The sequence below is a fragment of the Methylomonas sp. MgM2 genome (assembly GCF_054172045.1).
The window spans coordinates 43097-57562 of sequence record NZ_JBSYXO010000001.1 but is presented as its reverse complement, the minus strand read 5'-3'; the positions used below and the strand labels follow the sequence as shown (position 1 = coordinate 57562).

Here is a 14466-nt window from a genome sequence, read left to right as displayed (position 1 = left end):
TTAGCGATCCCTTTGTCGATCCAGTTCCGACCGTAGAATTGGCAAGCGACCTTTGACAATGCGGCCGCCGGATAACTTGGCGATGTAATGCAAGTCCGGCAGTTGTCCGAGTAACTGCGGGGCAAACAAATCGCCTTCTTCTTCCATCAGCCGTTCACCGACATTGCCGGAAAACACCGTGGGATTGGTCGCGCTAGTCGCTACGCCTTGGGTGCGCATGATGTATTTCAATCGCGTCTTTGGCAGATTGTCGGTGATGTACTGCTGGGTTTCGCTGTCCATGATTCGTAGCGCGATCAGGTTATTGACGTTACCTAATACCTGACGGGCTTTGTCTTGGGAACCCGTGCGAGCCGCAAAATCTGCAAAGGTCTGGGTGGCGATGAACAAGCGAATCTTGGCGCCGCGGCCTTTGTTCAACACCTGAATGAAAGGATCGTTAATGACTTCCGCCGCCTCGTCGACGAACACATTCACCGGTCTATCCGAGACACCGTAGTTGTAGCGATCGCCGGCGACGGCCGCCAAATCGGCTAACAGAATCGAGCCAATCGCACTACCCACCATGCCGTCCGATAGCGAGTCCAGGCCAATGTAAGCCACCTGGGCTTTTTCGATGATGTGGCCGGTATTGGTAATCGGCCGCAGATCATCCACGTCATGGGGATTCGGTGACAGCAAAGGTCCCAAGGAACCGGAGGTCAGCATATTCATGATCGGAATCAAGGAGGCCACCATCTTGCTGAAATGCGCCCGGTCGTGTTCGAACAAGGACAACAGGCCTTCCAAATCCAAATTGGGTAACTGGTACTGCACGACCTCCCGGTAAAATCGCACCAATCCTGTTGCCTTGGAATCGATGTCCTTGGCATTCTTCAGGTAAGGCCGCGCCTCTTGCCGCCAATGCCCCAGGTTATTGTCGAAATAGCGTTCCAGGGCTTGAATTACCAATGTCGAAGGACCGCCTTCCAAATAACGGCGCAGCTTGACCAAGGTTGGCCGTTCCTCGATCACCATCAAACCCTGAATCACGTTATCCAGTGATTTTTGGCCAAAGGCTTTAAACGGATCGTTACTGCTTTCGCTGGGCGAAATGGCACTGATACGGCTGGCGATTTCAGAAGGCCGATTGAAATTGTGCAAGGGGTCGAGTCGCACGCTGTCTTCCGGAAACGCCGGGTGGAAATACACGAAGCGATCCGGACGCTTGGCCAAGGCGCAGGCGCGTTTGGCGCAGGCCATCAAATCTTTATCGCCTTTGGGGTCGATGATGATCACCGCTTCGCCGCGTAACACGGCTTGTGTGACCAATACGTCAAAGGCACGCGTTTTACCTGCGCCGGTGGTACCAACCAGCAGTGTATGGCCGGCGGTATGCTGCAAAGGCTGACGAATGTCGCTTTCGGACACTTCCAGGCCGTGTATCCAGGCTGAGCCCATGCGCTGATGATCGCTCGGAATCAGCGTCGAGACATCCCGTTTCAGAATTTCATACGCCAATTGTGCGTGCTTTTGCACCCAATCGAATCCCCAGCCAAACCACAAGGCCTCAGGGTTCCGCTTCACCATGGCTACTAGTTTCTCGGCATCCAGGTATTGGAACCGAAACTGCCGCAATCGGCGTTTGCGGTACCAAAGACTCAAGGCCGGCGACAATCGCCAACACGCCATCACCCCGCACGCGGTCATCAACCAGTCGAAGGGTTCACGCGGCAAGCCTGACCAGCGACTGGTGAAATGCGCCAAACCGGCACCGCTTAGCCAACCCGAGATGGCATACACCTCGAAGATAGGCCGCCAGGGAAATTGGTAGTCGTAATCGGATTTCATGGCTTAACCCGTACTTTGATGCCTTGCCCACGCCCCATCACTTGGCAATCAGGATGCTGACTGATTTCGCGTAGGAATTCGTAGCGTTTCAAGTCGGGATGTGCGTCGAGGTAGACTCCGAGTTCGTCATCAGAAACAGTGATCCAGTCGTCTTGCTGATCGGGATGGGTGCGCAGTGTCGAGATCCACACGCCCACTGCCGGAAAATCTTGCCCAGGTTGCACACTCGGAATGCCGTCGTCAGCGCTCGGTTTGACTGAAACCGTGACCGTAGCCGACGTTACGTCGGGGTCTGCTTGTTGCTTGTGACTGCGTGGTTTGGTTTTGGCGTTTCGCTGCTGGGTGGACTTTTGAAGGGTCGATGGATTGAAGGGATCGATACGATTGTCTGGTTTGACTTCGACATTTTCAGCAGGCAATGCATTTGGTGTGGCATTCGATGATTGAATCGGTAAAGCGCCTATCATGCGCAATAGCCTCTGCGCAGGTTCCTCAGCCAGTTGTACGACGCGTTGCTGCCCTAGGGTTTGCACTTTCCGCATCGGAGACAACACATCGGTCACTAACCAGTTTTGATTGACCAATCCTTGAATGAACACATCGCTTTCGATTTGAAGCTTTTGCGGAACGTCTGGAAACAGGCAGAACCATTTACCGTGTCTTTCGAAGAGCTCGCCGTTCCATGACCACTGACCCTGAGCGATTAGGGTTACGATCTCGAGAAGCCACGCGCCGGCCTGTCCATGATTGCGGAGCCATAAGACTTCTGGGTCTTGGATGGATTGGGATTGGGATTGGGTTTGCTCAGTCACGATGTCCGCTTCAGTGTCGGCTGAAGACTTGGTATCGCCATCCACGCTCGGCGCGCATGCGTCCTCGACAAGTGTGGTGGGTTTGTCGGTATCACCGGTATCCGATTCAACCTGCATGGCTGGGGATAACGAGAGCTGCTCTTGGCTATTGCCACCGGGAATGACAGCCAAGGTTGGCATCTCGTGGTCGGTTGATGGTGTCTGCGAAACCGGCTTGGGTTTGGTCGGTTTGCGAGGTTTGATCTCTACGGTCTTTTCGGGCAATGCCTGGTCGTGGGTTTCTGGTTGGGTTGGTGTATTAGATTCCTCGTCCTCAACTTCAAATCCTTCGATCGCGGCCGGCGGCTCATTGCTGAATATCGACTCCAACGATGCCAAACGCAGCATGTAAAACACGGCGTCCAAGTTATCGGGTCGCATACGCCAATAGCGGTATTGGCGCCCCTCTGCATCGCGTTTGGGAATAGCCAAGCCGCGTTCGATCAAAATATCCGCCAAGGTATCTTCATCGCGCGGAATACCGGGCACTTTGTCTTTGGCCAGCAAACCGACGATGTCTTGCGCGCCAGTTCGCCAAACAATATGCACACCGGATTGAAATCGCCATACTCTGGCGCCTTTGTCGTTGACCAGCCACTGGCCGGATTTAATCAAGCGCCGCATGGCATCGAACAGATACCGCTCGACCGGCATCCCCAACGCCGCATCGACCGAATACGTGTGGGTTTTCAAATCGCGTTCCACGCTTTTGCAGTCAGCGGTAACCACTAACTCGTAGAGCTTGCTGCCGCGATCCAGACCATGCAACGTTTCCAGTAACGCTTGCATGATTTCTGGCCCCGGTTCCAGCAGGTAAGCACGTGACTCACGCGTCAGCACCCGCTCGATAACCAGTGCCGAAAACTGTTGGTGGCGTTTATGACGGTTCTCTCGCCAGCGCAAAAAATAACGATCGATACGGTGTTGTGCCGCCCAATCGGTCAGGTTTTCATCACAAGGATTCCAGGTATGTTCACACAGTCTATCCGTCACGGCGATGTCGGATACAGGTTTACCAATATCGTGCAATAAGCCGGCAAAACACACGGCCAATCGCCAGCGCGGCTCCAAGGTTTTACGGGATTTGGGTGTAGCATCGGTTGCAAACAGAGATCCGTGCGCGGCCAATGTTGCCCAATGTGCGACTTCAAGGCCGTGCCGAAACAAACCACCGGCACCGCGATGGTGATGTGATTCGGAGGCCGGCAACAAATGACTGAATGCGGCATAGCGCGTAATGACCGGCAGTGCAATTGCCTGATATAACGCATCAGGTAGTGCCAATGCCTGCTCAATCGATTGAATCAGCTCACTTTGGGTGGCCAGAATACGCTCTACCGATGCCGCGGGCAGCCCCTTCATGAACGGCGGATAGCGTGGAATCTCCTCGCCAGACGATGCCGGCGGTGCACTGGTCAAAGCCGGTTTGTCGCCCCAAAGACGCTGACTGATACGTTGAATGAAAGATGACGGAGCGTTTTCCATGACGCCGCATCGTGACATAAAATTTTCCGACCCTTCCTGCAATAAAGGTCAAATTCGACCTTTATTGCAGAACGATAAGAAAAAATTGTTATTAATGTACTGCGCTTTCTAATTCGTCTGGAGGCCGCATGAACATTGACAGCATTTTCCCCTATCGTCGCTCTTTTATCCCCGTATTTGCTGCCCTGGTGCTGTGCACGGCTTGCGCAACACCAGCCGCACGGGATGAGCGTGTCGACGAAATCGTGATCGGATCGATGATGCTCGATTCCAAAGGCCCCTGGCGCTTGGACAGTGCTTGGCAGGCCGGCGGAATTGGCGGTTCGGCGTTACGGACGGCGTCGATAGAGCATGTCGTCAGTCAAGTGGATTTGCCCAGGCTGCACACGGATACCGATTCCGCAGTGACTGCAAAAGGCAAAGAAACGAGTCCGAACCAGAGTGCTCCCAGCGTGCCGTTCGGCGACGACCAGTCTCGATTAGAACGCGCTTGGCGCAAGTATTGTCATCATCAACTCGATTTGACCGAAGCGGAACACGACCTGATCGAGAGAAACCCGCCTCCAGTAACTTCGACATTCCGGCACTGCGATCCACGCAGCTTGAAAAAGTGAGGATGGTATGACCCAAAATACCGGAACATCACTGATCAATCTGACCGAACGCTTCCAGTCATTGACTGAGCGAAAAAAAGCCCAACCCCGACGCGTTGAGCCGTTAGCTACGCTTCCCAGCTGGCCAGCCGCTATGCGCGGTACGCCGAATGCCTGTTTGCGCAGTGCCTTGTTTGCTGGCGTGCAGGGTAATGAACGGATTGCGTACAAAAAGCGTACCTTACTGGCAGCGGTCGATGGGATCGAAGTCCGTTATCTGGGCGTTCAGCTCAATCAGTCGGATCTGGACGTCTGGATGCAGATCGTCCATTTGTCCAGAACGCAATTGCCAGGCTTTAGCGTAACCTTCAGTGCGCACGCGCTGCTGACGGCACTGGGCCGTTCGACCGGCAAGAGTCAGCATGAATGGCTGAAGGAGTCCATGGCGCGCTTGGGAGGTGCCTTCGTCGAAATTACCTATAACGGTCGGCAGACCTTTGGTGAAAAAGGTTTCTTGCGCTACCACCGCGACGAAGTCACTCAACGCTATGTGGTGGAACTGACCGAATCGATGCTGCGACTGTTCGAAGAGGGATACACCCATATCGAATTCGAACAGCGGCAGCAATTGCGTAAACATCCACTGGCGCTATGGCTGCATGGCTTCCTGTCGTCGCATGCCGCACCGTATCCGTTGAAACTGCAAACGCTTTACCAACTTAGCGGCAGTAGCACCCAAAACCCCCGCGACTTCAAACTACGGATGCGAAAAGCCTTGCAAGCTTTGGTCATGATCGGTGCTTTGGAGAATTTTGAAATCGATGAGGATGTCGTCAAGGTCAAAAAACAACCGACGCCGACGCAAAAACGGCATCTTGAGCTCAATCAACACTGAACAAAAAGGCACGGCATTCGACTGACGCTATTTTAGCCCGGTCGATGCCACCCCGACACGGCATTCGGCTGACGGGCACACGGCATTCGACTGACAGAGGCACGGCATTCGGCTAACAAGGTAACGGCATTCGACTGACACCCCACGGCATTCGGCTAACGCAAAGCACGGCATTCGGCTGACAAAACACACGGCATTCGACTAACGCTCGGTCAATTTTTTGAAATCGCTGCAAGTCACGATTGACGTGGCCTGCAGCGATTTTCAACGATTCGAAAAAACGGGTGCTAATCTATTTATAATCTTTTTTTAATCTAAATATAGGACCACTGCCCTGTGGATAACTTTGGGCCTTGGCCTTCCAATCAGCAGCGTCATCGACACTCAGCGCAAACCTGTTTCCATGGCTTTTTGAAACTGCAAATAGGCATCGCGCAGTTTGCCTAGCATGGCCATTTGCTTACGGATATCGGCGAATTCGTTTTCCAAGGTTTCTACCAGTTGCTGTTCCCAGTCGGGTTCACCCTTCAGTATCCGCTGCAGGGGATAGCGATAGCCAGGACCTTTTTTCAGGTATTGGCAGATCGGTTTATTTTGAGCATTTTGGCGCAGGGTGGTCATTCGGTACCACTCGATGCTAAACGACAGCCGACTTTCACGACGCCGAATCCTAAGTCCAATACGGCCGCGCTCTTTGGTAGTCACGTGTTGATGTCGCTGATTCAATTGTCGCCAGTAATCATCCACCAACATGCGGGCATGGGCATGCAATTGCTCGGCTTTGTTCTCCAGCCACGACAAGACGGCAGCATCAGTCGGCAATAAGGGTTCTTTCTCGATATCGTCGCTTTTCATGAATTTTCCTAATACTTAACTTCAGGGATTTAGAGTGATCGTCCCTGAGGGATTTTTGGGGGGATTTTCTGGTATGACACAGGGCTAGAGCTAAAAACCTGTACAGACACACCGCCCTTGCGTCCCTGAATGATCAGGGATTCAGGCAGTGAAAAATTGCCAGGTTGGCATCGATGTTCCCTGATAACGGGGTTATCGGCCTATCCCTGTTCAGACACGGCGCCTAGCGAATGGCTGAAAAAGTTTGCCGCATGTCCCTGATAGATCAGGGACATGCCGAACGGAAATCCTGCACAGGTTTATGAACTGAGTCTGATCAAAACCTGTAGCGGATTCTAAGCGTGGGAAAAGCCTGTGGCCTGACAACAAAGGCCAAAATTGCCCTTTATTGCAACCAAGGTAAAAAAATTTGTTTTATCCTGCATCTTAGGTCGAATTTGACCTTTATTGCAGACGAGTAGCCTGTTGACCGGTGTGACAATAGGGCTATGAACCCATATCCCGCCGTATTGCTGATGGTACTGACGTTGTTGCTGCAAGCATTGCCCGCATGGGCTGATGAGGCCGTCGACAGGCAGGCTATGTCGTATTTCGAAGACAAACAACGCGGCTGGTTTTGGTATGAGGTGTTGCCGGTGCCGGTTAAAAAATCCCAACCCGAAACCCATGCCAACGAGGAAAACTCCAAGGCAGACATAAAACCGCCCAGCGACGTTCAGGCTGAAATTGAATCCAAAACTCAAGCCCAGTCTTCTGCAGAACCCCAACCGATTTCCTCCGCATGGCTGAAGCAAAACCTGGAGCATTACCTGAACCAGGCCATCGACGATCCCAGTCCCGAGAATGTGGCCGCGTTTTATTACCTGCAGCGGGTGATGATGGATAAAGCCGAGCGCTTTACCAACGCCGCACGTTACGTGGTGATGTCCGATCCGCAACTCGATGAAACGGTGCGCCGTCCGGTGGCCACCTATGCGGCCAATGAAGCCAATCATCAAGCCAGTGTGGTCGCCGAACAGGCTTTGAAAGCGATTGCCGCCCAAGCTGGCATTTTGTTTTTCTTTCGTTCCGATTGTCCTTATTGCCATGTGCAGGCGCCAATTCTGGCCATGCTGGAAAACGCCTACGGTTTCAAGATTTATCCCGTGTCGCTCGATGGCTTGCCCATGCCGAACGGCTTTTTTAGCCAGTTCAAACGGGATAACGGTCAGGCGGCGATGTTGGGCGTCGGACAAACCCCGGCGCTGTTCCTGATGAAACCGCCCAAGCAAATTGTGCCGTTGGCGCAAGGCGCGTTGTCGTTGGAAGAAGTCACCGGACGGATTCTGCTGGCCGCCAAGGAAGCGGGTTGGATCGATGCTTCGCAATATCAAACCACTCAGGGTATTCGCAATACGCCGATGCTGTTACCAACGGCTGGCAGTATCAGCCCGGCGGTGGCACAAGATCCTTTGTCATTGATCCAGGCATTGCAACGCAGTGCGCAAAGGGGGAGCACGCCATGACTTCGTTTTCGCTTCAGCTACGCTTCCGCCAGGTGCTGGTGTTGATTTTGTTGGTTGAGAGTTCAGTTCCAGCCTATGCCGACTTGCAACAGGAAATGGACAGCATGTTCGGTACCATGACCAACTTCACGGCCCCGACCGCCCATTTGGGGCAGCGTCGAGGTGTGATTACTGGCGGCAGCCTGGTGGCGCGCAATGGCATTACCAACACCAATCTGGTCTCGTTCGTGCCGCCCTCGTTCAGTGCCGGTTGCGGTGGTATCGATTTGTTCGCCGGCAGCTTCAGTTTCATCAACTTCAACCAGTTTGTGCAATTGCTGCGTAACGTAGCCGGCAATGCTGCCGGTTATGCGTTTCAGTTGGCCGTCGGTGCCATGTGTCCCTGGTGTGCGTCGGTGATGACCGACCTGCAAAAGAAAATCCAGGAGATGAACCAGATGTTCAGCAACTCCTGCCGTTTGGCGCAAGGCCTCGTCAACGATACGGTCAAAGCCTTCGACCTGCAAAGCAAAACCAATCTGTCCAATGCCTCGTTTACCCAAGGCATTTCGGATGTGTTTTCCAGCTGGACCAATACCAGTACCCTGGGTGATCCGGTACAGCAAATCAAGCAGAATGATCCGACGGATATGACCAAGATCATCCAAGGTAATCTGGTCTGGCGGGCCTTGGTCAACCAAAACGCCGGTGGTTGGTTTCGGTTTGGCGGCAATAGTTTGCTGGAAGCGGCCATGAGTATTTCCGGTACGGTGATCGTCGATGCGCCACAAGCCGCGCCCGATGGCAAAGGCGAAAACAATGCCATCAGCGCGCCGCCACCGATTTTACGGATCAAGGACTTGATGTACGGCAACGACGCCGGCAACAGCTACCAAACCGTCAGGATATATACCTGTACAGACGGTCACGATGCCGATCAGTGTCTCAAACCCATCGTCCAGAACGTCAATCTGGTGGGCTTGAAGCAGCGGGTGATGGACATCCTGTTGGGTTCGGCCAATACCGGCAACGGCCTTATCTACAAGTTCTCGACCAACAGCGGTCAAATCACCGACAGCGAAAAAGCCTTCATGCAAACCGTGCCGGATGCCATCGGCGGCATGATCCATAACCTGGCACGGGAAGACGCCGGCATTGCCAAACTGTGGGCCGAAGAAGCGGCACCGGTGATTGCCTTGGAATTGGCGCAGCTGATCGTCAACGATTTGCTCAACGCTGTGCAGACTGCGGCACATATGAATGACCACGCCTATGCCAAGTTGTTGATGGACGCCTTGAAGGATGCAAGGGAGCAAATCCAGGACGAATACGTCACCATCGCCGGCCGTTACGGTAATCCACAAACGCTGATGGCGTTTTACCAGCAGTTGATGACCACCGTGAAGCCCAAACACTACGGCACCGTGGCGCAATTGCCAGCTACCGGGACGGCTTGGCCCAGTCCTTAAACGCTCATTCCCTGTTCCCCAAGATGGTTTTCTCCCTCGTTGATTAAAAGGCAGGTTGCCCATGTTTGAAATCTTCTCCGTGGGCGATTCCGCCTATTTGCAAGCTGTCCTCAATGCCATCGCGATGATTTCCGGGACCGGTGATTACCGCACCGCGGCGGCCGTCGGCGGCTTGATCGGCGTCATCATCGTCATGCTCCGAGCTTTGTTGCAATGGGATGGTCGCGGCATTCGTTATCAAGATTTACTGCTGGCCTATGTGTTGTGGTTGATGCTGTATGCACCGTCGGTGCGAGTCTCGATCGAAGATTCCTATACCGGTAGCGTGGTGGTGGTCGACAACGTACCGTTGGGGCCGGCGGTGGTCGGCAGTGTGATGTCGAACATGGGTTATCGCACCACGCGATTGTTCGAACAAGGCTTTGGCACCCCGTCGATGACCGGCAATGGCTTTGCCGACAGCTTGCAGACCTTGACGGCGGTAAGGAAGAATCTATTGTCGCGGGTGAATTTAGGCGCGGCCAATGTGCCGAATGCTGGCAGCGATATGGAGACCTCATTTGCCAATTACGTGCGGGAATGCACGTTGACCGGTGTCGATCTAAACCAGAAATCGGTAGATGCCATCTTGCGCGATGCCGATCCCCTGAATGCCATTCGCTTCGATTCCGACATCTATATGACGCAAATCTATGTCGGTGGCCAACCTCAAACCAAAACCTGTACCGATGCCTGGGCCGATTTGAGCGTAGTGGCCAATGGCAATTTTGCGACGGCGCTGGAAGGCTTGTTGCAACCGAGCTTGGGCGTACCGGCGGCAGGCGATACGGTGCCGAAAATCCAAGACGCCTTCGATGCGCTGGCCGGTCCCGGTGTGGTCGATGCCGCCGATTACATGCTGATGTCGGCCATCATGCCGATGTTCGAGAAAGGTGTCATCGGTCGGCATGAAGACGGCTTGCATTGGAACAAAGCGGCGATGGTCGAACAAGCCATTCAGCAACGCAATACCCAATGGGCGGCCGAGCAAACGTTGTTTGCCAAGATCGTCCGGCCTATGATGGCGTTTATCGAAGGCTTGAGTTATGCCATCGCACCGATCATGGCCTTTGTGGTGATGCTGGGCAATGTCGGCATCCGGATGAATATCGGCTACTTCTCGATGTTGCTGTGGATCCAATTGTGGATGCCTATTCTCGCGGTAATCAATCTGTTTATCCAGATGTCGGCCGCAGGCAAAATGGCGGCGCTGACCACGGCCACCTACAATCTACCGTCGATGATGGGCATTTACCAGCTGGATATGGAGTTGCAGCAATGGTTGTCGATCGGCGGCATGCTGGCGGCATCGACGCCGGCGATCACCTTGATGCTAATCTACCGTGGCGCAGTCACCGCCACCCATTTTCTGGGACGCATGGACGGTGGCGATTACGTGAACGAGAAAATCGCCACGCCCGACGTTATCAGCCCGGCACCGGTATTGAATGCCCAAGCGCAGCATCAATACAGTCCATTGTCGGCGGTCACGCAAACAGGTGTCGACAAGGTGCTGCCGACCTTTACCGCCGGGAAGGACATGAGCGCGGCCGTTTCATCTGCCTATTCTGCGTCCGAGCAAGCCACCAATAGCTTTATGCATAGCGTGTCGTCCACGGCGTCGAAATCGGTTAGCATCAGCAGCGATGCGTTTGATAGCCGGTCGCTTGGCAATCAGATTGCCAGCAGTTCCAGTTATACAGACGCCTACAATCGCCAGTTTGGCGAAGCGTTTGCCAAGAAACATGCCGATACCGGCATATCCGCCGATCAATTCTCGGCCTTGGTGGCCGGCAGTGCCAATGCTGGAGCCAAGCTGGGTAGCGACCAACTCAGCGGCGCAATTTCCGGTCGATTGCAAAACGACTTCAAAGTCAGTCAGGACAAGTCCGACGCTATCGCCGCCGACATCAGTCAAACCGTCAACGACAGTCAAGGCTATCAAGCCGGCTTGGCGAAAAGCTTGGCCCTGGATGCACAAACCGGTACCCGAAATGTCGCATCGATGGGTCTGCAAAATCAATCGCTGTCCTCGTTGCAACACAGCGCAACCGACGCCGTATCCGCCAGCGAATCCTATCAACAAATTTTATCGTCTCAACAACGCTTTGGGACACAAGCCAGTTTCGGCGCGGCGGAAACGGGATACAAAATCGCGCATGATTCTGGCTTGATGGAACGTCTGGATCGTACACTGGACCAGTATGGCTTACGAGGCGATACACAGCGGTTGGCATCACAGTGGAAAGCGTCGGGGTGGATCAGCGATGCCGATCAGGCCTATGCCGCTGCCGGCATGTCGTTATTGACCGGTTTTTCGTCACCCAGTTACCGCACGCTGGATGATCAACAATCGCACCAGGCACAAATTTCGGGTTATCAACTGTTGGGCGATGCCTTTAATGCACCGCAGGCCGATCAAAGCTGGAATGCCAGTCGAAACGAATCGCTGAAAACCAATGCACCGGAAACTGGTAGGGTTCAAGCTATCGTCGAACAGGCCAGTCTCAAAGACCCTCGCGCTGAAACCGCATCGTTAAATCAGCGTGCTCAGGCACAGATTGGTTCAGCGACGGGGAAAATTGCCGGCGGCGAAGCCCGTGTCGAAGCACAACACGATCGTAACCTGGCAGAGCGTGAGCAAAATTCAAGAGATGGTTTTGGGCAATTGGCGAATGTCAAAGCAGAGCATTTTAGGCAATCGATAGCGGTAGCGGCTAATGACACGCCTTCGGCGGCGGAGGCTTCCTATAATTTTTTAGGAGGCAGCTTATACAATACCGCTAAGACATTAGAAGCAGTAGGATCGGTTGGTAACCAACATGTCAAGGAGTTTGCCGATTATGTTCAACAATCTCAAGCACAAGGAATGGATATTTGGGATTCAATAAAATATGCCTCAAAGCAATCCTATTCTGGATTTACGGAGGCATCTCAAGTGTGGGCCAATCAAAGAGTAAATGAAGTTGCAGATAAATTAACTCCAAGTCAGCAAGCTTATTATCGTGCCGCTATGTTTGAAGCGTTTGCTGGGATTGCTGTTGCCGGTGAGTATGGTGGCACCCTTGGTGTCGCTAGAAGCCAGTTAATAGAAGAGGAAGGTAGTGTCGAAGGTAATGATATCGCCAAGCTACTTAAAAGTGCGGCTGGTCAAGGTCGTATGGATCTTATTGATCAGATTGGGAATTACAATCGGGCGCGAGGCCGCATAAACTATTAACTTTCATGAGAGTAACTTCTGGCGACCGCAAGACCGGCCAGTATCCATCTAACTATCATAAGAATAGAAGCAATCACGACGTAACGGGTTAGATCATCTCTAACATACAGAATCAAAATTGCGATCAAAGCTGTAGCCAACCAATAATAACTACTGTTATGCGATAACTGTTTCGCAATGAATTCGATAGTTTGATAAAAAAGTTCAGCTAGGCCGAACGCGCTGAAAATGATGCTACCGAATATCCCAAAGGCCTCCATCTCGCCAGGCAATATTTCCATGGTTGCAAGAAGCCAAATCAAACCAAAGCCAGCGGCTACCAAAGCTATTCGTTTAAAAGCAGCGAAAGAAACAACTTTTTGGGAAAAGCGTTGAAAAAACAGCTGTAACCCACTCGGAAACTTCGCAAAGGTAGCTCCGCAAAATGGACAGACCGATCGAAGTGGTTGGCCATAATACGTCACCACTCTGGGCACCATGATTCGGTTACATTCGAGGCAATTGACCGTGGCATGATGATCGGCCAATACCGACTTCACGGACTTAATTGGGTGCTTGTTGGACGACAATCGAAAGCGATGTGATGATAACGAAGACATTAATGATCTCCTGTTTTTCGCAGTGGCTTAATTTTACTGCGGCCAACCTGAGTTGCCAAGCCCGAGCTCGTTTCAGCTTTGGTAATCAAGTTCCTCAGGTAAATGCTGGCAGCGCTATTCAAATAAGACAACTGCGCCTGTTCATTGGGCCTACCATGCAATAAGCTGCGAACTTCTAAATGGCATGTCAGCAATCCTATGCACGACCGTTCTGGGATGTCGGAATTTCTCAGAACTCGCCTGCAAGACTTAGGAGTGTTTTTGCCTGTCAAATAATCATTGGATTCGGCCAAACAGGAAGGGGGCTATCTTTCCAGCCAGTTCTCAACGTCGAGGCCGCGGATGCGGCTGAATTCGCGCGTGTTGTCCGTCACTAGCGTAAGGCCGAGCGCATAGGCGTGCGCGGCGATCAGCAGATCGTTCATGCCGATAGGCTGGCCAGCGGCTTCCAGTTCAGCGCGGATGCCACCATATTCGGCGTCAGCCGGAATATCCAGTGGCAGCACGGGGATTGTTTCGAGGATACCTTCTACTCTGGTGAGCAGCTTGGGCGAGCCCTTCTTTGCGCAGCCATAGCGTAGTTCGGCGGCGACGATGATGCTGGTGAAAATCTCTTTGGGTCCGACCTGCTCAATGCGACGTGCGGCAGGCCCATCCGGGCTGCGGATCACATCGCTGATGATGTTCGTGTCCAATAGATATCCTTTCAAAATATGTCCTCTGGCTGGGCGGGCATGTCCTCGACAGCAGGGAACTGATCTTCTGGCCCTAGCGGCGCCTCCTTCTTCCACTCAGCCAGCAGTTCGACGATGTTCGTTGGCCGGGTCACTGGCTCAATGATGAGTTTATTGCCTTCGCGATGGATCATCACGCGATCCCCCGGTAACTCGAACTCCACAGGAATCCGAACCGCCTGGCTGCGGTTGTTGCGAAACAGCTTGGCCTCCTTGGGCCTGGAAGGGATCGATAGGTTTGGCATGCGTTGTTCTCCCATGTATATGCCACACTGTATATGCCTGACATGCGCCGTGTCAATCGGTCCGGCTGCATCTGTCGGCCCGCACTTCACTGCACAACTATTAGCGGTACGCTTGTCCGTAAATATTCCGAGCGCATCTACCAGGAAGCCAAGGTCTTAAAAGCCGG

Annotated in this window: 11 protein-coding genes; 5 read left to right on the top strand and 6 right to left on the bottom strand. The window is 53.2% G+C overall.

Annotation, left to right across the window (positions count from 1 at the left end):
• Both traD and mobH read right to left on the bottom strand, forming a co-directional pair.
• A complete protein-coding gene (traD, locus tag ACW73I_RS00255) occupies nucleotides 1-1830 on the bottom strand; it encodes a conjugative transfer system coupling protein TraD (protein WP_458027188.1) in 1830 nt (609 codons plus the stop codon).
• Nucleotides 1827-4184, bottom strand: a complete 2358-nt coding sequence (gene mobH / locus ACW73I_RS00250; RefSeq protein ID WP_458027187.1) for a MobH family relaxase — start codon at nucleotides 4182-4184, stop codon at nucleotides 1827-1829. The genes traD and mobH overlap by 4 nt, the downstream gene beginning before the upstream one ends.
• A gap of 110 nt (nucleotides 4185-4294) precedes the next feature.
• Here mobH and ACW73I_RS00245 point away from each other — a divergent pair, with 110 nt between their 5' ends.
• Both ACW73I_RS00245 and trfA read left to right on the top strand, forming a co-directional pair.
• Nucleotides 4295-4780 (top strand): hypothetical protein, encoded by a 486-nt coding sequence (locus ACW73I_RS00245; protein WP_458027186.1) that lies wholly within the window; start codon nucleotides 4295-4297, stop codon nucleotides 4778-4780.
• Between the two features lie 7 nt (nucleotides 4781-4787).
• Nucleotides 4788-5654, top strand: a complete 867-nt coding sequence (trfA, locus tag ACW73I_RS00240; RefSeq protein WP_458027185.1) for a plasmid replication initiator TrfA — start codon at nucleotides 4788-4790, stop codon at nucleotides 5652-5654.
• A 384-nt stretch (nucleotides 5655-6038) separates the two neighbouring features.
• On the opposite strand, the gene mobI is transcribed toward trfA, so the two are convergent.
• The gene (mobI, locus tag ACW73I_RS00235) at nucleotides 6039-6509 is read right to left on the bottom strand and encodes a conjugative transfer protein MobI(A/C) (RefSeq protein WP_458027184.1); all 471 of its coding nucleotides are present in this window, start codon (nucleotides 6507-6509) and stop codon (nucleotides 6039-6041) included.
• 488 nt (nucleotides 6510-6997) lie between these two features.
• Here mobI and traF point away from each other — a divergent pair, with 488 nt between their 5' ends.
• From traF to ACW73I_RS00220, 3 genes are all read left to right on the top strand, one after another.
• Nucleotides 6998-8014, top strand: coding sequence for a conjugal transfer protein TraF (traF, locus tag ACW73I_RS00230; RefSeq protein ID WP_458027183.1), 1017 nt, complete (start codon nucleotides 6998-7000; stop codon nucleotides 8012-8014).
• Nucleotides 8011-9462, top strand: a complete 1452-nt coding sequence (locus ACW73I_RS00225; RefSeq protein WP_458027182.1) for a conjugal transfer protein TraH — start codon at nucleotides 8011-8013, stop codon at nucleotides 9460-9462. The genes traF and ACW73I_RS00225 overlap by 4 nt, the downstream gene beginning before the upstream one ends.
• Nucleotides 9463-9523: 61 nt before the next feature.
• Complete coding sequence (locus ACW73I_RS00220; protein ID WP_458027181.1) at nucleotides 9524-12721, top strand: conjugal transfer protein TraG N-terminal domain-containing protein; 3198 nt, start codon at nucleotides 9524-9526, stop codon at nucleotides 12719-12721.
• Here ACW73I_RS00220 and ACW73I_RS00215 read toward each other — a convergent pair.
• From ACW73I_RS00215 to ACW73I_RS00205, 3 genes are all read right to left on the bottom strand, one after another.
• On the bottom strand, nucleotides 12718-13320 hold the full coding sequence (locus tag ACW73I_RS00215; protein WP_458027180.1) for a hypothetical protein: 603 nt from the start codon (nucleotides 13318-13320) through the stop codon (nucleotides 12718-12720). The genes ACW73I_RS00220 and ACW73I_RS00215 overlap by 4 nt on opposite strands.
• 305 nt (nucleotides 13321-13625) lie before the next feature.
• On the bottom strand, nucleotides 13626-14015 hold the full coding sequence (locus tag ACW73I_RS00210; protein ID WP_458027179.1) for a PIN domain-containing protein: 390 nt from the start codon (nucleotides 14013-14015) through the stop codon (nucleotides 13626-13628).
• Nucleotides 14016-14026: 11 nt separating this feature from the next.
• Nucleotides 14027-14299 carry an antitoxin gene (locus ACW73I_RS00205; RefSeq protein WP_458027178.1) on the bottom strand — a complete coding sequence of 91 codons (273 nt, stop codon included), beginning with the start codon at nucleotides 14297-14299 and terminating at the stop codon, nucleotides 14027-14029.
• Between the last annotated feature and the right edge of the window lie 167 nt (nucleotides 14300-14466).

What these genes read in the sequence shown, in the direction of transcription:
- traD (WP_458027188.1), bottom strand. Translation starts at nt 1,830, where the DNA reads ATGAAATCCGATTACGACTACCAATTTCCCTGGCGGCCTATCTTCGAG.
- mobH (WP_458027187.1), bottom strand. Translation starts at nt 4,184, where the DNA reads ATGTCACGATGCGGCGTCATGGAAAACGCTCCGTCATCTTTCATTCAA.
- ACW73I_RS00245 (WP_458027186.1), top strand. Translation starts at nt 4,295, where the DNA reads ATGAACATTGACAGCATTTTCCCCTATCGTCGCTCTTTTATCCCCGTA.
- trfA (WP_458027185.1), top strand. Translation starts at nt 4,788, where the DNA reads ATGACCCAAAATACCGGAACATCACTGATCAATCTGACCGAACGCTTC.
- mobI (WP_458027184.1), bottom strand. Translation starts at nt 6,509, where the DNA reads ATGAAAAGCGACGATATCGAGAAAGAACCCTTATTGCCGACTGATGCT.
- traF (WP_458027183.1), top strand. Translation starts at nt 6,998, where the DNA reads ATGAACCCATATCCCGCCGTATTGCTGATGGTACTGACGTTGTTGCTG.
- ACW73I_RS00225 (WP_458027182.1), top strand. Translation starts at nt 8,011, where the DNA reads ATGACTTCGTTTTCGCTTCAGCTACGCTTCCGCCAGGTGCTGGTGTTG.
- ACW73I_RS00220 (WP_458027181.1), top strand. Translation starts at nt 9,524, where the DNA reads ATGTTTGAAATCTTCTCCGTGGGCGATTCCGCCTATTTGCAAGCTGTC.
- ACW73I_RS00215 (WP_458027180.1), bottom strand. Translation starts at nt 13,320, where the DNA reads ATGTCTTCGTTATCATCACATCGCTTTCGATTGTCGTCCAACAAGCAC.
- ACW73I_RS00205 (WP_458027178.1), bottom strand. Translation starts at nt 14,299, where the DNA reads ATGCCAAACCTATCGATCCCTTCCAGGCCCAAGGAGGCCAAGCTGTTT.